Origin of the sequence: Cysteiniphilum halobium (assembly GCF_003574425.1) — a bacterium.
Lineage (GTDB): Bacteria > Pseudomonadota > Gammaproteobacteria > Francisellales > Francisellaceae > Caedibacter > Caedibacter halobius.
Genome location: NZ_QLIU01000042.1, coordinates 16333 through 41748 on the forward strand (window position 1 = coordinate 16333; position 25416 = coordinate 41748).

The 25416-nt window shown below is 38.2% G+C and carries 24 protein-coding genes; 16 read left to right on the forward strand and 8 right to left on the reverse strand.

Annotation, left to right across the window (positions count from 1 at the left end; all coding sequences use genetic code 11):
* Positions 1-260 precede the first annotated feature (260 nt).
* The 8 genes from DNK85_RS08100 (at position 261) to DNK85_RS08135 (ending at position 9609) form a co-directional block, all read left to right on the forward strand.
* Entirely contained in the window at positions 261-1988 is a 1728-nt protein-coding gene (locus DNK85_RS08100; RefSeq protein ID WP_119329076.1) for a DEAD/DEAH box helicase, read from the forward strand.
* A 483-nt stretch (positions 1989-2471) separates the two neighbouring features.
* Positions 2472-3554, forward strand: coding sequence for a 4-hydroxyphenylpyruvate dioxygenase (hppD, locus tag DNK85_RS08105; RefSeq protein WP_235842413.1), 1083 nt, complete (start codon positions 2472-2474; stop codon positions 3552-3554).
* Positions 3555-3564: 10 nt separating this feature from the next.
* On the forward strand, positions 3565-4212 hold the full coding sequence (maiA, locus tag DNK85_RS08110; protein WP_235842414.1) for a maleylacetoacetate isomerase: 648 nt from the start codon (positions 3565-3567) through the stop codon (positions 4210-4212).
* Positions 4213-5496 (forward strand): homogentisate 1,2-dioxygenase, encoded by a 1284-nt coding sequence (gene hmgA / locus DNK85_RS08115; protein WP_119329078.1) that lies wholly within the window; start codon positions 4213-4215, stop codon positions 5494-5496. It begins immediately after the preceding gene.
* A complete protein-coding gene (gene fahA, locus DNK85_RS08120) occupies positions 5496-6845 on the forward strand; it encodes a fumarylacetoacetase (protein WP_119329079.1) in 1350 nt (449 codons plus the stop codon). The genes hmgA and fahA overlap by 1 nt, the downstream gene beginning before the upstream one ends.
* Complete coding sequence (gene phhA, locus DNK85_RS08125; protein ID WP_119329080.1) at positions 6817-7641, forward strand: phenylalanine 4-monooxygenase; 825 nt, start codon at positions 6817-6819, stop codon at positions 7639-7641. The genes fahA and phhA overlap by 29 nt, the downstream gene beginning before the upstream one ends.
* 75 nt (positions 7642-7716) lie before the next feature.
* Complete coding sequence (locus DNK85_RS08130) at positions 7717-8052, forward strand: 4a-hydroxytetrahydrobiopterin dehydratase (protein ID WP_119329081.1); 336 nt, start codon at positions 7717-7719, stop codon at positions 8050-8052.
* A gap of 249 nt (positions 8053-8301) precedes the next feature.
* A complete protein-coding gene (locus DNK85_RS08135) occupies positions 8302-9609 on the forward strand; it encodes a Glu/Leu/Phe/Val dehydrogenase dimerization domain-containing protein (protein WP_119329082.1) in 1308 nt (435 codons plus the stop codon).
* A 52-nt stretch (positions 9610-9661) separates the two neighbouring features.
* Here the strand turns inward: DNK85_RS08135 and DNK85_RS08140 are convergent, their stop codons facing one another.
* From DNK85_RS08140 to DNK85_RS08165, 7 genes are all read right to left on the reverse strand, one after another.
* Entirely contained in the window at positions 9662-10753 is a 1092-nt protein-coding gene (locus DNK85_RS08140; protein WP_119329083.1) for a TfuA-like protein, read from the reverse strand.
* Entirely contained in the window at positions 10746-11792 is a 1047-nt protein-coding gene (locus tag DNK85_RS08145) for a YcaO-like family protein (protein WP_162896615.1), read from the reverse strand. The genes DNK85_RS08140 and DNK85_RS08145 overlap by 8 nt, the downstream gene beginning before the upstream one ends.
* Before the next feature lie 356 nt (positions 11793-12148).
* Complete coding sequence (locus DNK85_RS11560; RefSeq protein WP_162896616.1) at positions 12149-12325, reverse strand: hypothetical protein; 177 nt, start codon at positions 12323-12325, stop codon at positions 12149-12151.
* A gap of 75 nt (positions 12326-12400) precedes the next feature.
* On the reverse strand, positions 12401-13069 hold the full coding sequence (locus tag DNK85_RS08150; RefSeq protein WP_119329085.1) for an ABC-type transport auxiliary lipoprotein family protein: 669 nt from the start codon (positions 13067-13069) through the stop codon (positions 12401-12403).
* Positions 13070-13071: 2 nt separating this feature from the next.
* Positions 13072-13977, reverse strand: coding sequence for an MlaD family protein (locus DNK85_RS08155; protein ID WP_162896617.1), 906 nt, complete (start codon positions 13975-13977; stop codon positions 13072-13074).
* Between the two features lie 10 nt (positions 13978-13987).
* Positions 13988-14773, reverse strand: coding sequence for an ABC transporter ATP-binding protein (locus tag DNK85_RS08160; RefSeq protein ID WP_119329087.1), 786 nt, complete (start codon positions 14771-14773; stop codon positions 13988-13990).
* Between the two features lie 3 nt (positions 14774-14776).
* Positions 14777-15907 carry an MlaE family ABC transporter permease gene (locus DNK85_RS08165; protein WP_162896618.1) on the reverse strand — a complete coding sequence of 377 codons (1131 nt, stop codon included), beginning with the start codon at positions 15905-15907 and terminating at the stop codon, positions 14777-14779.
* 176 nt (positions 15908-16083) lie between these two features.
* Between DNK85_RS08165 and trhA the strand changes: the two genes are divergently transcribed.
* From trhA to nudE, 3 genes are read left to right on the forward strand one after another with little or no spacing between them, the layout of a single operon-like run.
* Positions 16084-16779 (forward strand): PAQR family membrane homeostasis protein TrhA, encoded by a 696-nt coding sequence (gene trhA / locus DNK85_RS08170; RefSeq protein WP_119329089.1) that lies wholly within the window; start codon positions 16084-16086, stop codon positions 16777-16779.
* 59 nt (positions 16780-16838) lie between these two features.
* Entirely contained in the window at positions 16839-17540 is a 702-nt protein-coding gene (locus DNK85_RS08175; RefSeq protein ID WP_162896619.1) for a nucleotidyltransferase family protein, read from the forward strand.
* Entirely contained in the window at positions 17530-18084 is a 555-nt protein-coding gene (gene nudE, locus DNK85_RS08180) for an ADP compounds hydrolase NudE (protein ID WP_119329091.1), read from the forward strand. The genes DNK85_RS08175 and nudE overlap by 11 nt, the downstream gene beginning before the upstream one ends.
* Before the next feature lie 131 nt (positions 18085-18215).
* Here the strand turns inward: nudE and recN are convergent, their stop codons facing one another.
* Entirely contained in the window at positions 18216-19877 is a 1662-nt protein-coding gene (recN, locus tag DNK85_RS08185) for a DNA repair protein RecN (RefSeq protein WP_119329092.1), read from the reverse strand.
* A gap of 144 nt (positions 19878-20021) precedes the next feature.
* Between recN and lipA the strand changes: the two genes are divergently transcribed.
* From lipA to tsaB, 5 genes are all read left to right on the forward strand, one after another.
* Positions 20022-21008 carry a lipoyl synthase gene (gene lipA / locus DNK85_RS08190; protein ID WP_119329093.1) on the forward strand — a complete coding sequence of 329 codons (987 nt, stop codon included), beginning with the start codon at positions 20022-20024 and terminating at the stop codon, positions 21006-21008.
* Positions 21008-21247 (forward strand): type II toxin-antitoxin system VapC family toxin, encoded by a 240-nt coding sequence (locus DNK85_RS11565; protein WP_328587298.1) that lies wholly within the window; start codon positions 21008-21010, stop codon positions 21245-21247. The genes lipA and DNK85_RS11565 overlap by 1 nt, the downstream gene beginning before the upstream one ends.
* Before the next feature lie 122 nt (positions 21248-21369).
* A complete protein-coding gene (gene glmU / locus DNK85_RS08195) occupies positions 21370-22734 on the forward strand; it encodes a bifunctional UDP-N-acetylglucosamine diphosphorylase/glucosamine-1-phosphate N-acetyltransferase GlmU (protein ID WP_119329094.1) in 1365 nt (454 codons plus the stop codon).
* A gap of 171 nt (positions 22735-22905) precedes the next feature.
* Positions 22906-24753, forward strand: coding sequence for a glutamine--fructose-6-phosphate transaminase (isomerizing) (gene glmS / locus DNK85_RS08200; RefSeq protein ID WP_119329095.1), 1848 nt, complete (start codon positions 22906-22908; stop codon positions 24751-24753).
* Positions 24753-25415 (forward strand): tRNA (adenosine(37)-N6)-threonylcarbamoyltransferase complex dimerization subunit type 1 TsaB, encoded by a 663-nt coding sequence (gene tsaB, locus DNK85_RS08205; RefSeq protein WP_119329096.1) that lies wholly within the window; start codon positions 24753-24755, stop codon positions 25413-25415. The genes glmS and tsaB overlap by 1 nt, the downstream gene beginning before the upstream one ends.
* Position 25416 lies beyond the last annotated feature (1 nt).

Genomic DNA, 25416 nt, shown 5'->3' on the forward strand with positions numbered 1-25416 from the left:
AAAAAAATTTGGCTAAGATTACCACATAAAACTGATTGTAACCAATAGTTGTGACGTGCATTTTTGGCTTAGATTTGAGTAACAAAATAATTGATGTTATTTCGAACAAATTAACTTTAAATAGTTCTGTACCTTTTTATTTATTCAGGTACAATGTCGCATTGAATTTATCAACAACATACTCGTCGCGTATCGTTTGTAGTCGTTTAAAACGCAGAAGGGCAGTGATGGGTATCATAACTTTTGGGTTTTAAATTACTATGAATACTGAGTCTCAAGAATTAAGCTTTCACAATTTGGGCTTAAATGACAAACTATTGTCAGCCATTGAAGCAATGGGTTATCAAACACCAACACCGATTCAAGCCAATACGATTCCTTTTGTATTGCAAGGTCGTGATGTGTTGGGTCAGGCACAAACTGGAACGGGTAAAACAGCAGCATTTGCATTACCCCTTCTAAACAATATGGATTTATCCGGAAAGGAACGTATGCCACAAGTCTTAGTGTTAACACCAACACGTGAGCTTGCAATTCAGGTCGCTGAAGCGTTTGAGTCTTTTTCTAAAAATATTGCCAAACTTGAAGTTGCTTCTATTTATGGCGGGCAAGAGTATGGCCGTCAAATTCAGGCATTGCGTCGTGGTGTACAAGTAGTTGTCGGTACTGCTGGACGCGTGATGGATCATATGCGCAAAGGCACATTAAAGTTAGATGCACTAAAAGCATTGGTATTAGATGAAGCTGATGAAATGTTACGCATGGGCTTTATTGATGATGTTAAGTGGGTATTGTCACATACGCCTGAAGCTTGTCAACGTTTGCTGTTCTCAGCCACAATGCCGCGTGATGTGTTGGATATTGTAAACGAATATTTGCGTGAGCCATGCAAGGTGCAGATTAAAACAAAAGCAGCAACTGCTAAAACGATTCACCAGCGCTTTTTAGTGGTCAAAGGCTTGTCTAAATTAGATGCACTTGATCGCATTTTAGAAGTTGAAGATAGTGATGGAGTTATGGTGTTTGTTAAAACTAAAACTTCAACAATTGAAGTTGCTGATGGCTTAAAAGCACGTGGTCACTTGGCAGCAGCAATCAATGGCGATATGCAGCAAAATCAACGTGAGTATATAATTGATCAGTTAAAAGCGTCTAAGATCAATATTCTTGTGGCGACAGATGTTGTGGCACGTGGTTTGGATGTTGAGCGTATTAGTCATGTAATCAACTATGATTTACCACAAGATAATGAGGCGTACGTTCATCGCATTGGGCGTACAGGGCGCGCTGGACGTGAAGGTGATGCAATTTCATTGATTTATACACGAGACTTGCGTCAATTGCGTATGCTTGAGCTCGTTATCCGCCATACCTTGGAAGAGATGCAATTGCCAAGTGCTAAAGAGATAACTGAAAAACGTGTTGCACGCTTTAAACATGAAACAGCAGAGATTATCCGTCATAAAGATCTAAGCAAGTTTAAAGAATTAATGCAGGAATTTACGACAGAGTATGGTGCGGAAGCTGATGATATGTTAGCCGCTCTTGCTTTTTTAGCACAAGGGGATAAGAAGCTTTTTGTTAAAGAAATTCAAATTCAAGAATCAAGAAGATCAGATCGCTTTGATCGATCAGAGCGTGGTGGACGTGGTGATCGTGATGGTCGTAGAGGCGACCGAGATAGTAGATTTTCACAACGTCGTGATGGGCGTGGTGATCGTGATAGAGGATCGCGTCGCTCACCAGATATGGATATGACAACTTATCGCATCGAGGTAGGCCGCAGTGATGGTGTTGAGCCGCGTAATATCGTGGGTGCCATTGCCAATGAAGCAGGTATTACTAGTCGCAATATTGGGCATATCAAATTATTTGATCAGTTTAGTACGGTAGATTTACCGAGTGATACACCAAAGAATGTTATCGATCACCTAAAGAAAGTGTGGGTTGCTGGTAAGAAGCTTGAGATCAAAGAAGATAAAAGATAATTGTTAAGACACAGGGCATATGCAATACGTGGGCGTATGCCATACGCCCCTACGGAAGTGTTGGCTGAGCGGAAGTTGAAGCCATCTGTTGTCTTTTTGAATTCGCTCAGGGTACAGTCGTTACTGTTGGGCAAATTATCTATTGGTGGCTTGCTATAGTCATTCTAATAAATACCCATATATCTTTAACCTATATCAGTAATAGGTTATCAAGGTCACGGTTGATCGGTTATATACTGGAATGACTATACAATGTGGCTTTACAATAATTATTCAATTTGTAGAATAATTCCGACTTTAAAATAATTTCAATCTTTTTTTCTTTTTCCTTTGTAATCTGGATGCAAATCTAGCTATGCTATGCTATGTTAGCGCCACTTAAGCGGGCGTGCTTCCTTTATATACTTGGCATAATAAGTCAGTAAGTTATTATCTGGAGTGCCTTGTTTTTTAACAATTCCTTAGCAACAAGGAGATTTTGGAATGAGTAAAATGGATATAGCAACAAACCCAGCAAGAACGCGTGGATTTGGTTTTTTAGAGTTTGTTAGTGTCTCACCACAAAAAATTCGGAATTTATTTAAGCTTTTGGGCTTTACTTTGGTTGGCCATCATAAAACCAAAGCGATTGAATTGTGGCAGCAAAATGATATTTTCTTTTTATTAAATAATGAATCACAAGGCTTTGCCAAGGACTTTAAGAAATCACATCAATCTGGTGCATGCGGCATGGGGTTTATGGTTGAAAACGTTGAACATGCCTTGGCGCACTGCATCAAAAAAGGGGCAACACTTAAAGCGCAAAACGTTGATGATTGGCATGGTCAAAGCATTGAAGTAATTCATGGCATTGCGGATACTAAGCTTTATTTGATGGATTATGACGCAATTATTGATAGTGGTTTATTTGAGATGGTTCCCAATGCTAGGCGTCAGATGCAGCATAATGAATGCGGTTTGTTATATATTGATCATCTGACACATAATGTTTTTCGTGGTAATATGGACAAGTGGGCAAATTATTACATTGATCTATTTAATTTTCGCCAAATCCGTTATTTTGATATCGAGGGTAAACTAACGGGATTATTTAGTCGCGCGATGACAAGTCCGTGTTTGAAAATCAAAATTCCCATCAATGAATCTGCTGATGACCACTCCCAAATCGAAGAGTTTTTACGCGAATTTAATGGTGAGGGTATTCAGCATATTGCCTTAGAGAGTCAGGATATCTTTGCTACTGTTGAAAAGCTTAGAGATTCAGGTGTGGAGTTTATGCATACCCCTGATACTTACTACACAAAGACACATGAGCGTTTACCCTATCATCCTGAGTCGGTTGAGCGCATGCAGAAAAATCGTATTTTAATTGATGGTGCACCAACTAAAGATGGTGGCTATTTATTGCAGATTTTTACCAATACTGTAATTGGACCGGTGTTTTTTGAAATTATTCAGCGCAAAGGCGATGATGGTTTTGGTGAGGGGAACTTCCAGGCATTGTTTGACTCTATTGAACTTGATCAAATTGAGCGTGGTATACTAAGCGCGCAAGAACATAAGTAGTTAGGAAAACATGATGGTTTTATATGATTATTTTCGTTCATCCGCAAGCTTTCGCGTGCGTATTGTTTTGCAGCTTAAAAAAATAAATTTTGAATCAAAAGAGATACACTTAATTAACAATGGTGGTGAGCAATTCTCAAATGCTTATAAAGCAATTAATCCTCAATCACGGGTGCCTTCCCTGCAAGATGGTAATGTTACTATTACTCAATCTCTGGCGATTATTGATTACTTAGAAGATAAATATCCGCAGCATTCAATCTATCCAACTGATCCTGTGCTAAAGGCTAAGGTCAAAGCTTTTGCTTTGACGATAGCTTGTGATATTCATCCTTTGAATAACTCAGGAACACTTAACTTTCTTAAAGCTGAGTTTGCAGCAACTAAAGAGGATATTAGCAAATGGTATGCGCATTGGATTGAATTAGGCTTCGTCGCACTAGAGAAAACTTTACAAAAAACTGCAGGTTTTTATTGTTTTGGTGATGAAATTACCTTGGCAGATATCTGTCTTATTCCGCAAGTATATAATGCCAAGCGCTTTAATGTAGATATCAGTGCCTTTCCAAATATTGAGAAAATCTCTATACATGCGATGAAGCATCCGGCATTTTTTCATGCTTCCCCTGAACAGGTTAAACCTAAGGAGTGTCAATAAATGGCGCGCTATCAACTAGGGTTTCATAGTTACTTTGCAAGTGAAGCGCTAAAAGGAGCATTGCCCAAAGATCGCAACTCACCACAAATTGCACCTTTTGGCTTATATGCCGAGCAGGTCAATAATAGTGCATTTACTGCGCCGCGCATGCAAAACTTTAAAGCATGGCAATATCGTATTCGCCCATCGGTATTGCATAGTCCAAAATATACATTAGTTAATCACACCTTGTTACGTAATCAATATCATCAAGATGATGTATTGACACCTCCTGAGCAGATGCGTTGGAGTGCTTTAAGTTTTCCTCAGGGGAAAACCGATCTCTTGCATGGTCTTGTAACAATGATGTATAACGAGACAGCAGCAGTGCACTTATATGCGATTAACCAATCAATGGATAATCGTTATTTTTACAGTGCTGATGGTGATTGGTTGTACGTGTTGCAACAAGGGCGTTTGCGTTTTAAAACAGAGTACGGGGTGATTGAAGCTAAACCACATGAAGTGGTTGTTATTCCACGCGGTGTACGTTACTGCGTTGAATTAATCGATGAGCATGCACGTGGTTATATTTGTGAATCTAATGTCAGTGCATTTTATTTACCAGAGCGTGGCCCAATTGGTGCTAATGGTCTGGCTGAAGAGCGTCATTTTTTGGCACCAATTGCCTCATTTGAGGATAAAACAGAAGACGCTTTGTTATACTGTCAATATCAAGGGCGCTTATGGCAAGGTGAAATTAGCCATTCGCCCTTAGATGTTGTGGCATGGCATGGCAATTTATACCCGTATAAATATGATCTTGATTTGTTTTGCCCTGTTAATACCGTCCTTAAAGATCATGCTGATCCAAGTATCTTTACCGTGCTTACTGCACCATCGTTAAATCCAGGAACGGCAAATGTTGATTTTGTGATTTTCCCACCACGCTGGATAGTGGGGGAAGATACGTTTAGACCACCTTATTATCATCGCAACATCATGAGCGAATGCATGGGATTGCTAACAGGTATTTATGATGCTAAAGGTGAGGGGTTTCAGCCAGGTGGGATGAGTATGCATAATTCAATGTCAGCACATGGCCCTGATTATGATACCTTTACTCATGCATCACAGGCAAAGCTTAATCCTGTACGTTATAAAAATACTATGGCATTTATGTTTGAATCACGTCTGCCATGGCAATTAACCAAATTTGCATTAATGAGTGATTTGCGTCAGCATAATTATCTGAATTGCTGGTCATCATTAAAAGCACAGTTTACAAAAGAGGTAATCGAATAATGTTAACAATCAAAGCAAATAACCCTAAATTAAAATCATTTATTGAAATAGATAAAGACTGTCATTTTCCGATTCAAAACTTACCATTTGGTATGTTTAGTAAAATCTCTGAAGATAAAACTTACCAACGCATCGGTGTTGCCATTGGACAGTATATTTTTGATGTAAAAGCGGCATATAGCGAGGGTTTGCTACCTGACTTTAATCTTGATATAACACAAATGAAAACATTAAATGATCTTTTTCAATATGGCCGAGAAAAGGTGCGCGAACTAAGGCAGATCATCAGTGATTTATTAAATAGTGAGACTGCAACTTTACGCGATAATAAAACCTTACTAGCAAAGGTGTTAATAAAGCAAAGTGACTGCACGCTTTATCTGCCGATTGACGTTAAAGGTTTTACGGATTTTTATTCTTCACGCGAGCATGCTGAAAATGTTGGTAAGATGTTTCGTGATAAAGATAATCCGTTATTGCCAAATTGGTTACATTTACCAGTTGCCTATGATGGGCGAGCCGGAAGTGTTGTTGTCAGTGGCACACAAGTTATGCGTCCCAATGGTCAAATTAAACCAAACCCGGATGAAGCACCGATCTTTAGTCCATCTAAAGCCTTAGATGTTGAAGTAGAGATGGGCGCTATTATTGGTTTGCCTTCGCAACATGGTCAGCAGGTGACTATGGATCAAGCGCCAGAGCATGTCATTGGTATGGTGCTTGTTAATGACTGGAGTGCGCGCGATATTCAAAAATGGGAATATCAACCATTAGGACCTTTTCTATCGAAAAACTTTGCAACCTCTATTTCACCATGGGTTGTGACTTTAGATGCATTAGAGCCATTTCGCGTAGAATCACCAAAACAAGAGCCTAGCGTTTTAGATTATTTAAAGCGACAGGAAGATTGGGCAGTAGATATCACACTTGAATTATCAATTAAAGCTGCTAGACAACTAGATTATGAAGTCATCTCAATAACAAATTATAAATACATGTATTGGGATATGATGCAACAGCTAGCGCATCACAGTATCAACGGTTGCCCGATGATGACAGGAGATATCTTAGCATCAGGAACCATAAGTGGCAAAACAAAAGATAGTTTAGGCTGTTTCTTGGAAATTACTGAAGGTGGTAAGCATCCCATTGTTTTAAAAAATGGTGAAAAACGCGTGTTTTTGCAAGATGGTGATAGCGCATGTATTCAAGGATTTTGCCAAGGAGTGGGCTATAAAATTGGTTTTGGTGATCTTATTGGCGAAATTGTGCCATTTTCGTCTACACTTGTAAACAACAACGCTCAAAGGAAGGATGAGCATGAAAGCAAACAGCAAGTATGTTTCTAAAAAGCCAGATTATCGCGGGTTTGTTGTCTATGATGAAGTAGAGAACAACACTTGGCAAACATTGATTGAAGCACAGCTTAAAATTATTCAGGGGCGCGCTTGTGATGAATATTTAATGAGATTGGATCTGCTTGACTTTCCACTTAATCGTATCCCTCAGATCCCAGAGGTTAATAAAAAACTACAGAAAACCACGGGCTGGTCGGTAGAACCTGTTCCTGCATTAATTGGCTTTGATCGCTTTTTTAAATTATTATCCGAACGTAAATTTCCCTGTGCGACATTTATCCGTGCACCTGAGGAACTCAAGTACTTACAAGAACCTGACATATTCCATGAATTATTTGGTCATTGTCCGATGTTAGCTCATCCTGTTTATGCTGACTTTATGCAGCATTATGGTGAGCTTGGAGTAGGGAAAACACCTGATATCCAAAGACTATTGGCGCGTTTTTATTGGTTTACCGTTGAGTTTGGTTTAATCAATACCTCACAAGGTTTACGTTGTTATGGTGGTGGCATTTTGTCATCGATGGGCGAGACAGTTTATGCGCTTGAAGACCCTAAGGTGCGTTATGCACGCTTTGATGCATTAAATATACTAAGAACACCATATCGCATCGATATCTATCAACCGATTTATTATATCGTGCATTCATATGAAAGCATTTATAACGTATTGAAAGATGATTTTATTGGCTTGATTAAAAAGTCACAAAGTTTACCTGAATTTAGTGCACTTTTCCTTAAAAAGGAACAACCTTTAGAAGATAAAGGTGTTGAGTTTGTTGAGTAGAAGGGTATATACAATAAATTACAAGGGCTTATACGGTATGCTCTTACATTTGATGTTAAAATTTAAGGAATAGCTATGGAAAATCTATTAGATAAAAAGTGTCAAGTCTGTGAATATGGTGATCTTGCACCATTCACAATCAAGGAGTCGGAAGGCTATTTGCAAGCATTACCAATGTGGCAATTAAGCGCATGTGGCAAGAAGATAACACGTATATTTGAGTTCAAAGGATTTTACAAAACAATGGCATTTGTCAATGCTGTAGCCTGGGTTGCTAATAGTGAAGGGCATCACCCTGATCTGCACGTGAGTTTTAATCGCTGTGTGGTCGATTTTACAACACATGCAGTGGATGGGTTGACGGAAAATGATTTTATATGTGCGGCTAAAGTGGATGCGCTGTTAGCTTAATTATTGAATATGTAATGAATCAAGAATAAGTTGCAACACCTGGCACCTCTGCCCTTGTGGGATTGCTCGTGCAGCTTAAACTGCGCGGCTGAGGGGGATAATTGAAGCTCAACTTATTTTTGCATTATCACTATATGTATGAGGGGTGTATCGATACAAGGGCTTATACAATACGCCCCTACGGTTGAAAAAAGGAATTTTAAGAGAATTTAAAAAGTCAAAAGGGATAAGAATAAAAAGGAATAAAAAATGAATTTAACGGATTTTCAAAATAGTGTGGTCGATCGTTTACAGCATTTCTCACAACAAGAGCCAGAGATTATTTTTCAGTGGAAAGATAAACGCTCAACAGCACGCGGCTTTTTGGTGATTAACTCATTGCGTGGCAATGCAGCAGGTGGTGGTACTCGGGTGCATGAACATATTACGCTGGAAGAGGTTACCACTTTGGCTAAAATTATGGAGATTAAATTTGCGTTATCAGGACCTGCGATCGGTGGTGCTAAGACGGGTATTCGTCTTAATCCAGATCACCCCGAAAAATACGCTATTCTTGAGCGCTGGTATGAAGCAATCCATCCATTATTAGTTGAATATTATGGTACTGGCAGCGATTTAAATACTGATATTCATAAGATTAATCACTTGCTGCGTGGCTTAGGTATAGATAATTCACAGCAAGGGATTATTCATGCATTTTGTCAAGGCGATCACTTGAAAACGCAAGCAGCTTATCATAATATGCACCTGTTAAATGCGAGTATTAAAGTTGAAGAAACAGATACTAAGCTTGCTGAAATGGTTACTGGCTTTGGTGTGGCACAAACGGTTATTGCTTATTATCACACGCGTAATGAGAGTGTTCAAAATAAACGTATTTATATTCAAGGTACTGGCAATGTTGGTGCAGCAGCAGCTTTTTATTTGTATCAGGAAGGAGCTATTATTGTCGCAATGACAGATCGCGATGCCGGTGTGATACGTGATAATGGCTTAAGTGAGTATGAAGTTAAGCAGGTAGTAAAAAGCCGTAGAGTACTTAATGTATTAAAGGATAATTTGACACATCAACAGTTTAACCAGCAATTAATATCAGCTAAAATTGATGTGTTAATTCCGGCTGCTGGATCAAATATTATCGATAAGGCTTTTGTTGACCAAATGCAAAAATCAGGTCTTGAGCTTATTGCCTGTGGTGCAAATCATCCTTTTGTTGAAAGCGAATATTGCTATGGGCTATGCTCACAATACTTGGATGGTAAGCTGGCAGTTGTGCCAGATTTTCTCGCAAATATGGGGATGGCGCGCACATTTTATACCATGATGTTGACACCTGAAGATAAAATATCGGTTGATTATATTTTTGAAGATATTAAAGCTATTATGCACAGTGCAATAGATAAAGCATTTTCGATGACCGGTGGACGTTTATTAACAGCAAGCCTCTATGATTTGGCATTAACCAATATTGACTTGCCTGATAAAACAACAAATCTCTTTAGGCAATCTGTCAAACACAGTCAAAACGATTATACGCCAGGCATTTCTATCCTTTGAGGAATTGGGACAAATAAAGTAAGATGTTTTTAAATTTATCTTATGATAATTTTTAATAGCCATAATTAAACTGATGCTCACATGCGTAGGCATTTGCAAGGCGTTTAATGAGTAAAAGATTTCTAAAAGTGGTTTCAACAACGCTCATATCTAATTGTTTATCAATACACCATTGTTTAAAGATATCACCATCATTAAATCCAAGGTTCAGACGAATGATATTGAGTGAGCGCATAAAGCCAATATCCGTCAATGCTATGCCTGTATGCTTTAACTGACATAGTGCAAATTCACATATATTGATTGGCCAATGCGTAAGCTTATTAAGTTCTTGCGCCTCATGAGTGATATCTGAGTTTGTTTTTTTATGGTCACTTTTATTATGTATTTTCTGCAAAATAAACAAAAGAGCTGCAAACTCATCATTGCAAAATATATCCTGTTTAAGCTTATTCAGTGGAATGGTAGAGGATGTTGTAAACGATATGGATTCTTGTGCTTTTGTTTTGGCAATAATGTTAGCTAATTCGGTGATACACTGGTAGGCATCATTGTATTTTGCGTTGATATAATGCGTTTTAAGTAGGTTAAATTGATCACGTGTTAAGGTGCTTTGTAAAACCTCCCAGGTTCGGCGTTTGTAAAAAATATTGTGTGTGCTAGTAAAAATATCATTGGCAGTCTGCTGTGTGCATAGCCTACTATTGATCAGAGCATCACAAGTTGCGCGAATATTAATACTTGGAATGGTTTGGAGCATTTCATCGCCCAAGCGATAGTAGTTAATCGCCACTTCACTATCATCATCGGTAATATTATTTTTATAACACTCATAGGCAAAACCAAAGCCAATCATGCCAAAAACGTCAAGCTCAGCGGCACGTAAAGCACCCATTGACGATGCACCAATAACGGTAATGCCTTTCTCAAGTGCGCAAAGGATCTCTTTATGCCAAACCGAGTTAGTGAAATCAAAGTTGCCATCAATTAGAATGATAATGTTACTATTTGGAATAACGCGTAATATATCACCTGTTTTTGCTGAAGTGTGAAGATGTGCATGAGGTAAATGTGCTTTGATCTGAGCATGAGTGATGCTTGTCTCGGCAAAAATATCGATCTGAAGTTTGGTTAGATCAAGCATTATCAATCACCTCCTGTTTGACTAAAATGGATTTTAAGAAAGTAAGCTCTTCATCGTGATAAACATGAATTAATGCATCTTGTTTGGCTTTTTTCAGGGCAGACTTAAGTAGCATTAATGCATTGGCTATGTTGTTGGTTTGTTGCTCTGGAATATCGCTAAAATTTATTTCATAAGCCTCTGGGTTGAGTTTAAGGTTTGATTTTTCATAAGCATGTTTAAATAAATCATCACGTGATCCAGCAATCGTGGTGACTTTAGATTGGATCGCTTCAGTGAGTGCTCGATTAAGTGCAATTTCCTTGTTAAGATGTGCACCATGTCCTGAGAAAACCATTTGATTAGCAGTTTTATCTTTGCTTTGAATTAAGCAGCTAATCACTGGAACGCCATAAGGATTGGCATAATACTTTAATTCAACGTGATGAAGTGAGGCTATTTTGTCATAAAAAACATGCTTAATATCCAGTTTGAATTGTTGGCTTGTTAAAGTAGCGCTCTTGCGTTCAATGCATTCTAATAAGCTATGTACTAGTGCCTCATCATAACTATTGCCTGATGCAATACCTGTGGTATCGGTGGCTTGAATGACGACATCAGGATGCCCTGAGTTAATTGATACAAATTGAAAGGGTAGGTAGAAGGTTTGATCTGTTAGAAAACTTTTGCTTTGACACCAGTTATGCGCCTTATCATCTTTATAAATAATATTGCTAGAGAGTTGATTGGGCGAGATAAAGTGAGTGCTTTGTTGGAATGGTTTGTCATATAACTCTGCTTTAACCTCCTCAGCAAAGTATAATTCTAATGCCTCCATATAGGCGCTAACTTTAGCTGCATCATGTGAAAATGATTTCCCCTGACTGGTTGATAATGATTTACCTAATGGCCGAATAGAGGTGTATACAGGGATGTTACTATCATCAAGATCAGTTAAATTAGCCAGACGTGTAATCTTGGCTTTAGGTAAATAAGCTTTAATCACTTCAAGTGTTTCGATAGGTGTTTTAATGCGTAGTGCGCTATCTAGAGTTGACATATTATGCGTATACTTCATTGTGCTATGTAGTTGCTATTATACATAAGATATAAATGATTTTTATGACTAAATAGGCGAAATGCTAAAACTAACTACTTCATCATGATTTAAGGTGTTGTATGATAAAAATAGAAAAAATTTGAGTTCAACGCTGATCCTTGCCGAGTGTTCCATTGCTTGCTAACTGGGGGAGGGGCAGTTTCGCGGCAGATTGATTGGGGATCAATCTCAACATCGCTGAACTCATGAGCCAAGTATAATGATCATTAATACCTATTCAAGTGAAAAACAGCAAAAATGCCTTAAACATCGGCAGAAATATGCAAATGAATAATTACGCAACCTTGACTGATTGTTTAATAGTCGATACTATGACGCATCGCAAAACAAGCATACAAACGACTATCAGCATCCCCATGTTGATAGTCATTCGCAAACACTGCCCCCAGTGTTACTGCCCCCACGCTAATTTTTTCAAATCTAGCAAGCATGTTTCTTGATGAAGAAACTAAAGATAAAATGGATAGTAGCACGTAATTCCATTTATGGCAATAAAGTTATCTAATAAATTCTGATTTATTTTGATTAAGTATGTTTCATACGGGTATTTAGTTGTTGGTATTATTTGCTAGTGGTTGCGTGATAAGCCAGTTGTTAAGTGCTTTAGATAAGTCTGCGGCAAGCGCATTAGTAGCATTTGCAAAACTCTTTGCATTTGTTTCGGCTGATTTGTTCAAAGTAAACGTTTTGATGGCAATAGCTTGTCCGCTATTGGCATTTGTTAATGTAAAGCTTACCGATAAAATAATATTACTTTCATTCTCTTTTATCACCTGGGTGAGTTGGTTAAGATTGCCTGTTAAGCGATAATCAGCATAGCCAATGAAATTACTCGAAACGATATTCTTAAAACTGTGATAGCCTTGTAGGCTTTGTAGTAAGTTTTTACTTAGCATCTGCCCAGGGTCAGCTGCCCATAAATGGTGTGTGTAACTTGCTAATTCATAATTGTTTTCACGATAATACATCTGAGTTGAGTTATATGGCTGATCTGCCGTTAAAGGGGCAATAAACAACGTTAGATCAAATTGCTTTTTAGTTTTTTTAATAGTGGGCTCAGTGACTGTGTGATGATGCGTCATTTGTAAATTTGGTGCAATAATTTGATATTGTTTAATTTCAGGGCTTTTTATGGGGGATAAAATGCCGCAACTAGTGATGATACTTATACTTCCAACAATGCTTAAGATTTTAAGAAGTTGAGTAGATTTATGCATTATTATTCTCCTGGGCCAGTTTTCCTTGGCGATTCACCACGCACAAGGATAGATGGGTTTTGATTCATTTTCTTTAAGAGATCAGATAGCTGAACGGATGTTTCATTAATATTGCTAAGCGTTTGCGTAAGCTGAGGTAGCAAAATATTATTGACACCTTGTAAGGTTTGGTTGTTAAAGCTGGTAATTACTTTACTAACATCTTCAGAGGCGTGAGCAACTGCTTGTGATCCATGATTTATATTTTGAGCAATCTGATTAAGCTCGGCTGAGCTTTTAGCTGCATTTTTTAGAATAATATTTATTGATTCAATGCTTTGGTGAATATTTTGGCTACTCGTTGCAAGTGAGTTGGAAATATCTTCGACATTGGCAACAATATGATTGATCTTTTGTACGTTATCATCACTAATAATTTTAGCCACGCGTGTTGAGATCAAAGTGACTTGTTTCGCAACGCTACTCATCTGGTTAACGATATTCGTTAAGAATGAGGGCTTGGTTTTAACCACTGGAAATGGTGGTACATCTTTGGGTTTAATAATGTATTGATTGGGATCACTTGAGAGCGATAAGGTAATAAAAACCTGACCAGTAATACCTTGTGGCACTAAACTTGCATACGTTGTGTTGTAGATTGGAATCCCTTGTTGAATCTGCATAACGACGATAACAATGCTTGGGTTTTGTTTGTCGATACTAATACTTTCAACCTTACCCACATTTACACCATTGTAGTTGATTGCTGCATTGACATTTAATCCAGTAACTGACTCATTAAAACGCGCAATATATGTATTATATTTGACATCCTTTAAGCCAAAAGCAAGCCAAAAGCCAATAAAGATCATCACAATAGTAGTGATGATAATAAACAAACCTGCAACAAAGTAACGATTATTTTTCATGGTTACGATCCTAGTATTGTTTTTCTTCTTTATTGGTTTTAGCACCATTAAAGAAATTATTAAGGTTTTCATATTGTGTCATTTTAGCAGCATTCTCAACACTATCATGAATAAGGATACGCTTTTGATCAATATAGACGACTTCATCAACAATGCGCCATATACTTTCTAAATCATGTGTAATCATAATAATAGATAGATTCAAATCTTGCTTAAGCTTTAAAATCAATTGATCCAGTGCATAAGTAGAATGTGGGTCAAGGCCAGCTGAAGGTTCATCTAGAAAAATAATCTCAGGATCAAGTGCCAAAGTTCGTGCAAGAGCCACGCGTTTAAGCATTCCACCACTGAGTTGAGAAGGATATTTGGCATAAGCATCCTCTGATAAACCAACCATTTTAAGTTTTAAGCGTGCTAGGTCAATCACAATATCACGGCTAAAACTGGTGTATTCTTGTAAGGGAAACATGACATTTTCAAGTGCAGTTAATGCGCTAAAGAGTGCACCACCTTGAAACATCATGCCCATCTGACTTGCGAATTGGCGGCGTTTCATCTCATCGTCGCACAGATCAGAGATTTTTTGTCCTAATAAAAATATCTCGCCCTCTGTTACCGGTTGCAGCATCAATATTTCTCGGATCAATGTCGTTTTGCCTGAGCCACTGCCACCAATAATCGAGGTGATGCGATGCGGATAAATGGTAAGGTTTAACCCCTTATGTACCCAGATACCATCAAAGCAGGTCCCCAGATTTTTCACTTCAATAATTGGCTGTTCTTTTGTTTCCTGCATTATTTATATTCCTATTGCACTGAACAAGATGGAGAATAGTGCATCGGTCACAATAATCAAAAAGATGGCATAAACTACACTCTTAGTGGTTTCCTGTCCGATACTTAAAGAGTTATTTTTAACGACAGTACCACGATAACAACCAACTGTACCAATAATAATCGCAAAAAATGGTGCTTTGATCAGTCCTGTGAGATAGTTGTTAAATGAAACTGCAGTAGAAAAGCGCTGTAAAAAATCAAAAAAGCTAATGCCAAGAGATGTTTTTGCCATAATCATGCCACCAATACAGCTGATAATATCCGCAATAACGATTAATAGTGGCAAAGAGATCATCATACCAATAATTCGTGGCAATATCAGACGTTTAATGGGACTGATGCCAAAGGTTTTAAGTGCATCAACTTCTTGTTGGACTTTCATTGAACCGAGCTCTGCTGTATATGAGGAAGCGGATCTGCCGGCGACAATAATTGCTGTGATTAAAGGAGCAAATTCACGCAATAGCGAAATACCAAGTAAATCCACCACAAAAATATTGGCGCCATAAATTTTAAGCTGTGAACCAATTTGATAACACAGTACAACTCCTATCAAAAAACACAGTAATGAGACAATTGGAATTGCTTTTACACCTGTTTGGATAACAATATCCAGTAACAGGCGCCATTGGGTAGCAAATGGTGTACGAATCACTTGCAAATAACTCATTACCGTGGCACCAATAAAAGCCACTAAATTTTTACTATCTTTGATATAACTTGTTGTGTGTTCACCTATTTGGTAAACTTTTTCATAGGTATTTAAAGGTTGCAAGCGACTGTCATAATTGGTGTAGTTTTCATGAACCAGATTAATTAAACTTCTTTGAGTATGAGTAACTTTAATCGTAGCTTGTAAAAAGAACTTCTGTATTTTGTATATAAAGTAAGCACCTGAGATGTCTAGCTTTTCAATTTGTTGTGCATCAATGCACATTATGTGTTCTTTGAGGTTATTGATTTTTGCCAAGATATTTTGATCAAGAGATTGCCAACGCCATTGCCCGGTCAATATCAGAGTTTCAGCACTTACATAAAATTTTGCTTCGTCTTTGTTCATTGTAGTGATTTTTGACTTGCTTCTTTTTTTCATCCTTGGTGCCAACATAACCAACAACTATTTCAAAGTATAGAGGGTTATTGCTAATATTGGAAAGATTAAAGGACTTGAGAATACATCTTTTGGACATAAAGTTGTTATTAGCTTTTGATTAATGGCTACATATAGCGCAAAATAGCAACGTTTGAAATCAAAATCGACCAAAATATATGTTGTTGAAAAAAGCAAGAAATTTAAATGGAGAAGTGGCTGTACCTGCTGCTTCTAAAGTTCTTTACTCACGTCGTGAAGAGTTTTTAAACACCTTGACGCACTTCATCGGTGCGTTGTTTAGTATTGTGGCGCTTATTGTGATGGTAGTTAAAGCTATTGCAACGGGGAATACGATTAATGTGGTTGCCGTGACAATATTTGGCGTAAGCTTGATTTCGATGTATGGTGCCTCAAGTATATATCATGGTGTATCTAATCCCAGGCTTAAAAAGATATTGCGTAAAGTCGATCATTTAAATATTTATTTTTTGATTGCCGGAACCTACACACCGATCGCATTGATTGCTTTATCTGGCGTTTATGGTTGGGTTATTTTTGCTTTGTTGTGGGGGGCTGCAATTGCTGGATTTGTTTATAAAGTAATGTTTTTTGGTGATGGATGGCTGTCAACAGCACTATATGTCATTATGGGCTGGGCGGCAATTGGCTTTATTGTGCAAATTGTTGAAGCTTTGCCTGGTAGCTGTTTGATGTGGATTATCTTAGGTGGTGTGCTTTATACCAGTGGTGTTGTTTTTTATATGCTTGACGAGAAAATTGAGTTTTGTCACTTTTTATGGCATTTGTTTGTGCTGGCTGGTAGTATTGCACACTTTTTTGCGATCTATCTTTATATTGCTAGTATGAGATAAGCGTTGGCTAATAATAAATTAAATTTAATTAAAGAGATAAAATTTGGATGACAAATGGAATGATATCAAAAAAAGTAAATCATGGTGTTAGTGCAATGATACTTGCAGCAGGACGAGGACGCAGAATGGGGGATATGACCAACCACACGCCGAAACCACTCATTAAAGTCAATGGTAAATCACTTATTGAATGGCAAATAGAGCGTCTTGTTGCTGCAGGTGTGACCAGTATTGTGATTAATGTTGCTTATCTGGCAGAGTTAATTGTATATGAAGTTGACTTTGGCAAGCGTTGGGGAATAAATATTTGCTATCTATATGAATCTTTAGATGCCTATGATACCGGTGGTGGGATTATTAGAGCTCTGCCTTGGTTGAGTGACCCTTTTATTGTGGTAAATGCTGATGTTATGACGGATTATAATTTCTCACACATTATTCGTTACAGTCAAACAATGGAGTCATTGGCACATTTAATTCTTGTACCAAATCCAAAGCATAATCTAAAAGGGGACTTCTGTTTAGATGGTCAAAATAATATTGTCAATAAGATCAGTAGAGGAGAAAGCTACACTTATACCGGTATTAGTTTGTGTCAGAAGTCATTATTTGCTAATACTTATGCTGGTGAGAAGATTTCTCTGCCTGCTATTTGGCAGTCCTTTATTGAACAAAAAGTGATAAGTGGTGAGGTGTTTCACGCTAACTGGTGTGATGTCGGTACATCTGAACGTTGGCAGGAGGTCAGTAATGGCTACTAAGCTTCCCATCATTCATAATAAAAAAGAGTTATTTGCGTCAGACTTATTTAAAATTGAAGCGCTTGAATTAACGTTTAGTAACGGTAATATACGTACGTATGAGCGTATTGCGCCAAAAAGTGATGAGCATACAGCTGTTTTAATTGTGCCTATGTTTGATAATGACACGGTTTTACTCATCAAAGAGTATTCATCGGGTGTTGAAGATTATACTTTGGGGTTTCCAAAAGGTGCTATTGATCAAGGTGAGGACCTCTATCAGGCGGCAGACAGAGAGTTGATGGAAGAAGCTGGATTTACGGCAAAGCATTACACTTATCTTAAAGATGTATATTTGTCACCCAATTATATGAAGCAACATATCTCATTAGTCGTTGCTGAAGGTCTTTCAGCTAAAGCTGCTCAAGGCGATGAACCAGAAGATTTAGAAGTTGTGCCATGGAAATTGTCAGATATTGACGCACTTATTACTCACCCGCAGTTTATCGAATGTCGCAGTTTTGCCGCTTTGTTATTTGTCTGGAAAAAGTGGCTAGGAAGATAGTAGTTGGTAATAAAAATGAAGCAATAAGCTACGCTAATTTTTACCTCTCCCCTTGTGGGAGAGGTCGTGCAGCATTAGCTGCACGGGTGAGGGGGGTTGAAGTTCAATTTATTGGTTATTATTGGTAGTAATTACTTGTGATAGAGTTCATACATTTCTTTGGCGTGTTGTAGCGCTTTATCGGTAATGTCAACACCACCAATAATGCGTGCAGTTTCATTAATGCGCTCTTCTTTATTCAGTTCAAGCACTTCAGAAATAGTATCATGCTCAAGATGTTTTTTACTGATATGTAGCTGTTGATCTCCTTGGATCGACACTTGCGCTTGATGGGTAATGCAAAGTATTTGCGCATTCTTGGATACCTGCTTAAGGAGTTTACCAACAATTTCAGCTGTACCTCCACTAATACCGACATCGACCTCATCAAAAATAATGGTAGGTGGTGCGATTTTTTTCGATGCAATAACATGTATTGCCAAACCAATGCGACTTAGCTCACCACCTGAGGCGACTTTATCAATGGGTGCTGGTTGCTGTCCGGGGTTGAAGTTAATTAAGAAGTCACAGTGATCAATACCATTGGCATGTTTTGTTTTACCTTGAATAATGTGTGCGTAAAACTCACCCTTTGGGATATTTAGTTGACGAATATACTGTTGAATCTCGCCGGCAAACTTTTTGCTTGCCGCTTGGCGTTTATTGCTTAAGGCCGTTGCTTTGGCTAAATAAGCCTCCTCTAAAAGAGACTTTTCTTGAGTCAATTGCATAAGCTTTTGTTCATTTTGCGCATGTGCACTAATTTTTTGTTCAAGTTCAGCAATATGCAGATAAAGTTGCTTGGGATCTAATTTGTGCTTGCGTGCTAGCTGATATATCTCATTAAGTCGTTGGTCAATCTGTTGTAGTTTTTCAGGGTTTATTTCTAAGTGATCTAAAAGGTGTCTGGCTTCATGTTCGGCTTCTTTGAGATAGACTTTAGCATCTGTTAATAGACTGTAAATACTTTTAAATGCTGAATTTTCGTTATAGGTATTTAATTGATGTATTAATTGATCTAGTGTGCCCAATAGGCTTTGTTCATTATCATTGATGCATTCAACGACTTGGGCGATGGTATGAATTTGTGCCTCGGCATTAGCAAGTGACTTATGCTCTTGATCTAATTTAGTTAATTCATCAGCACCAAGGTTTAGTTGCACGAGCTCATCGTATTGATATTGCATTAACGCTAAAGCCGTTTTATCTTTTTCAATACGCTCTTTTTCGTCGCTAATTAATGCATTGATTTCAGATAGTTTTTTAAAAATTGCTGTAACTTCATCAACTTCAGTGGTTAAGCCAGCATAGGTATCAAGGCGTATTAACTGATTGGTAGGATCTAATAAGCTATGATGCGCGTTTTGACCATAAATGCTAATTAGTTGCTCACTTAGTTGTTTAAGTTGTGCCAAAGTCACCAAACTGCCGTTGATAAATGCGCGTGTTTTACCATCTCTTTGAATCACGCGACGCAATAAACATTCATCATCTTGGTGGGCTAACTCAAAACTGTTTAATAGGGTTTTAGCATGAGGAATCTTGCTGATGTCAAAAATAGCAGAGATTTCACAAGGCGCATCACTTGTTAGGGTTGATTTATCAACGCGTGTGCCAAGAACGATATTAAGTGCATCCAAAAGAATAGACTTACCGGCACCTGTCTCACCCGTGATTGTTGTCATGCCCGATTTGAAATGTATTTCAGAGTTTTTGATAATTGCAAAGTTTTTGATTCCAAGAAAGTTAAGCATTATTTAGTGATGTTAAGACAAAGTATGGTGAAAATGTAGCATATCCGGCTCTAAAAAGCTTTTAAAATAACATTGTCTTAAGCGTCTTTTTTTGTCATGATGCGTTATAAGTTTTAAGCGCTTAAAGTATTTAAAATAACTCATATGAGCAAGTTAATCGATATTCCAGTAAAAGTTGAAAGCGGTAAGAAATATCAAACAGAGCAAGGTTTTTCTGCAGTAAAAGATGGTATTAAAGATAAAAAGGTCAATGAAATCCGTATTCAAAAACCGGATTGGTTAAAGGTAGCAAAACAGGATTCAAGCAAGACATATTTACAGGTAAAATCGTTAACGAAAAAGCATAAATTATCAACAGTCTGTGAAGAAGCCAAGTGCCCAAATATTAATGAGTGCTGGTCACATGGTACTGCTACCATTATGTTGATGGGCAGTGTTTGCACAAGAGCATGTAAGTTTTGTTCGGTGGATACGGGAAATCCTAAAGGCTGGTTAGATGTTAATGAGCCCAGAAATGCCGCTGAAAGTGTTAAGCTTATGGGACTTCAATATGTCGTGTTAACTTCGGTGGATCGTGATGATCTATCAGATGGAGGTGCTGCACACTACGCGCAAACGATTAATGAAATAAAAGAACTTATCCCTGAGATTAAAGTTGAAGCGTTAACGCCTGATTTTCAAGGAGATACAAAGGCGATCGATAAACTTATTGCAACAAAGGTTGATGTGTTTGCACAAAATGTTGAAACGATTGAGCGTTTGACGACTAAAGTGCGGGATCCACGTGCTGGTTATTGGCAGACGATTAAAGTGCTTGAATATGTCAAATCACAAAAGCCTGAGATTTTAACTAAAACAAGCTTGATGCTAGGCTTAGGTGAAACGCATGACGAAGTGCTCAAAACAATGGATGATTTGCGCGATGCTAAAGTCGATATTTTAACTTTAGGGCAATATATGCAGCCGACAAAACATCATTTGGCGATCGATCGTTTTGTTACCCCTAAAGAATTTGAAACTTATCGTCAAATTGGTTTGGAAAAAGGTTTCCTTGAAGTCGCTTCAGGGCCTATGGTGCGCTCAAGTTATCGCGCGGATCGCGTCTTTAAACGTAATAATTTAGATTTGTAATTTTACCATATGATTTCCAAGTCGACGCTCGTTTGCTAAGACGTGCGTTAATAGATAATGGTTATAGTGAGCTACCTATTTTGAGTGAACATGTCGTTGAGGTAAATACGCTGCCACTGATTCATAAAGATCCATTTGATCGTATTTTAATTGCCCAATCAATGGTAGAAGGAATTATGCTAATATCTGCCGATGAGTCCATTTGTCAGTACAACCAAGCAATGATCAAGAAAGTATAAGGTTAAAAGAGTTTTAGAATATCATGTAAGAAGTCTATAAAACCTGTTAATGCTATTATATAATGCGCAGCAGTTTTGCAAATAGTAAAAAAAGCAAAAGAAGATATTTATAAGGAGACAAAATGGCATTATCGGTAGTGATCTTGGCCGCAGGTCAAGGTTCACGCATGTGTTCTAAAAAATCCAAAGTGTTACAAACATTAGCAGGAAAAACGTTAATACGACACGTTGTTGAAACAGTGGAATCACTGCAAGCAGATAATATTATCGTGGTGCAAGGACATCTTGGTCAACAGGTGCAGTCCTCTTTAGAAGACAAAACAATCACATGGGTTGAGCAAACCGATCGTTTAGGCACAGGACATGCTGTTTTACAGGCTCTGCCTTATATTAACAAAGAAGACAAAGTATTGATACTCTATGGTGATGTGCCACTGGTGTCTTTTGATACCTTGAATCATTTGATTGAGGTGACACGTGCCGATGATTTAGGTATTTTAACAGCGAGTCTTGATAACCCGGCGGGACTTGGGCGCATTTTACGTAATCGCTTCGGTGAAATTGAATCGATTGTTGAAGAGAAGGATGCTACAGATATTCAACGCCAAATTAAAGAGATTAATACCGGGATTTACTGTGTCAGTGGCAAACATCTGCAGCAATGGTTACCAGCAATTGAAAATAAAAATAAACAAAAAGAGTATTACCTAACTGATATTGTAGCTTTTGCCTGGCGTGATAAGGTTAATATTAAAGCCGCACATCCGGCACATGATTTTGAGATTTTAGGCGTTAATACACGTGCGCAATTGGCTGATCTTGAGCGGATGTGGCAAAAGGCAGTTGCTGAACGGGTGATGGCAAAAGGTGTCTCTTTAGCTGACCCTAGTCGCTTTGATGTGAGAGGTTCTGTTGAAATTGGTGCTGATACGTGGGTGGATATTAATGTGCTGATCAAGGGCAATGTTATTATCGGTGAGGATTGTGTGATTGGTGCCAATTGTATTTTAAAAGACTGTGTGATCAGTGATAATGTTAAAATAAAACCCAATACGATTATTGATGGTGCTGATATTAAAACTGGCGCTATTGTTGGGCCTTTTGCACGTATTCGTCCGGGAAGTATCTTGGAGGAAGGGGCGCATATTGGCAATTTTGTTGAAATCAAAAAAACAACGATTGGTAAAGGCAGTAAAGCAAATCACCTAACTTATATTGGTGATAGTACGGTCGGTTATGATTGTAATATTGGTGCTGGTGTCATTACTTGTAACTATGATGGTGCTAATAAGCATCAAACGATTATTGGTAATGATGTATTTGTTGGCTCTGATTGTCAGTTGATTGCACCTGTACGTATTGGCAATGGCGCTAATATTGCCGCAGGTTCGACGATTACCAAAGATGTGCCGGAAGGTAAATTGACGATTAATCGGATGAATAAACAGGTAGTCGTGCCAGGTTGGCAGCGACCTGTTAAAAAGTAGTAAATACTAGGTAGAGGCGTATTGCATATGCCCGGAAAACAAGAGAAGGCATGAGTGTATTGCATATGCTTAAAGGGCCAAGAAAAAGTGGGGCGTATTGCATACCCCTCGAAAATAAGAAAGTGTAGGGACGTATTGCATACGCCTAATAAAGAAAAAAGTGAGTGTGTTATGTGTGGTATTGTTGGCGCAGTTTCTGAGCGCAATGTATTGGCAATTTTACTTGAAGGGCTAAAGCGGCTTGAGTATCGTGGCTACGACTCAGCTGGCGTGGCACTGTTAGATAAAAAAGGTAAAATTGAGCGTTTGCGTGCTTTAGGCAAAGTGCAAACATTAGCGGAAAAAGTAGCAAAAGACAGTGGATTTAAAGGTTCTACGGGTATTGCACATACACGCTGGGCAACGCATGGTGAGCCATCAGAGCAAAATGCTCATCCTCATGTTAGCCAGTCAGGCAAAATTGCGATTGTGCATAATGGTATTATTGAAAACTATATGTTGCTCAAAGAACGACTTATCGCACAAGGTGTGTCATTCCAATCACAAACCGATACTGAAGTAATCGCGCATTTGCTAGAGTATCATTGGAATAGTAAAAATGATTTTATTACTAATGTTCAAACCGTGATTAAAGAGCTTAAAGGCGCCTATGGTTTAGCGGTTATGCATGAAGATCACCCGCATAGCATAGTGGCCGTGCGTTCAGGCTCACCCATTGTGATTGGCTTTGGGATTGGTGAGAACTTTATTTCTTCTGATACTTTATCATTATTGCCGGTTACGAATCGTTTTGCTTATCTTGATGAAGGGGACATGGCACTTGTCACACGTGAAAAAGTAGAAGCTTATAATCAAGAGGGTATTAAAAAAACCTTGGATATTAAAGAGCTAGATCAAGCCCAAGATGCTGCTGCTAAGGGCAAATATAAGCATTATATGCAAAAAGAAATTTTTGAGCAGCCGCAAGTAATCGCTGATACGTTTGCTAATTGTATTAGTGTTGATAATGAGGTTATTATTGAGAAGTTTGGATTGGAAGCCAAATCACTTTTTGCTGATGTTGAGCATGTTAAAATTGTGGCATGTGGCACGAGTTTCCACGCCGGATTGGTTGCTAAATATTGGATAGAGGAATACGCACAAATTCCTGTTGATGTTGAGATTGCCAGTGAGTTTCGTTATCGCCAGAGTGTGGTGCCCAAAAATAGTTTATTTATCACCGTGTCGCAATCAGGGGAAACCGCAGATACGTTGGCAGCATTGCGTCAAGCGAAGAAGCTTGGTTTTATGAAAACATTAAGTATTTGTAATATGCCAAATAGCTCAATGGTGCGTGAAGCGGATTTGGTGTTTATGACGCAAGCCGGTCTTGAGATGGGGGTTGCCTCAACCAAAGCATTTACCACGCAATTGGTTGGTTTCCTGCTTCTTGCGGTCGCTTTAGGTAAATCACGAAAAACATTGCGTTTAGAGTTTGAGAGAAACATTTTATCATCACTCAAAAAAGCGCCTGAAATTGCTAAAAATGTATTGGCTTTAGATGCTGAAATTGAGCAGCTTTCTTATGATTTTGTGGAGAAGCAGCATACGTTGTTTTTAGGCAGAGGGATACAATATCCAGTGGCATTAGAAGGTGCGCTTAAGCTTAAAGAAATCTCTTATATTCATGCGGAAGCTTATCCTGCAGGCGAGCTTAAGCATGGTCCATTGGCTTTGGTTGATAAAGATATGCCAATTGTTGCAGTTGCCCCTAATGACACTTTACTTGAGAAGCTTGAGAGCAATCTGCAAGAGGTGCAAGCGCGTGGTGGTAAGCTCTATGTGTTTGTTGATCATGCGATTAGTCAGTCACTACATATCGACTCGAAACATACCTTTATTATTGAGAGTGTGCCAGAGGTTATCTCGCCAATTATTTTTACTATTCCATTGCAGCTTTTCTCCTATCACGTGGCGGTACAAAAAGGTACGGATGTTGATCAGCCGCGCAATTTAGCAAAGTCAGTAACGGTTGAGTAATGAATATCCTAGCCATTGATACTTCAAGTGCCTATTGTTCTGTAGCACTTTTTACAGAAAAACAGTGTTTTAGCTTAACACGACATATCCCACGTAAGCACAATGAAGCACTTCTACCAATGATTGATGAATTAATAAAGCAATCAGGTATAGATAAAAAAGAGATTGATTTACTTGCCTATGGTATTGGTCCTGGCAGCTTTGTTGGTGTCCGTTTGGCAGCAGCAGCCATTCAGGCGATGGCATTGACATTGGATTGTCCTGTGGTTGGGTTTTCATCGATGCAAGCAATTGCTACATACTCTTATCATTGCTATAAGGCAAAACATGTTAGTGTTATTCTCGATGCACGGATGTCAGATGTTTATTTTGGGCAATATATCTGGGATAAGAATTTGCAAATAATGAAAACCATCCAAGAAAAATGTCTTAAGGTTGATGAGTGTAATCATGAGATTGATAAACAAAACTTAGGATTTATTATTGGTGATGTGATCAATGGTGTTGATGTTGAGCTTAATGCTGTTGATTACTGTCCTGATGTTGGTTTTTTGCAAGCTGTTATTGAATATAATTATCAACAGCTTAAACATGATAATAAGCTTCAAAATATTGTCCAACCGGTCTATTTGCAGGGTACGTCACATTGGAAAAAGTTATAAA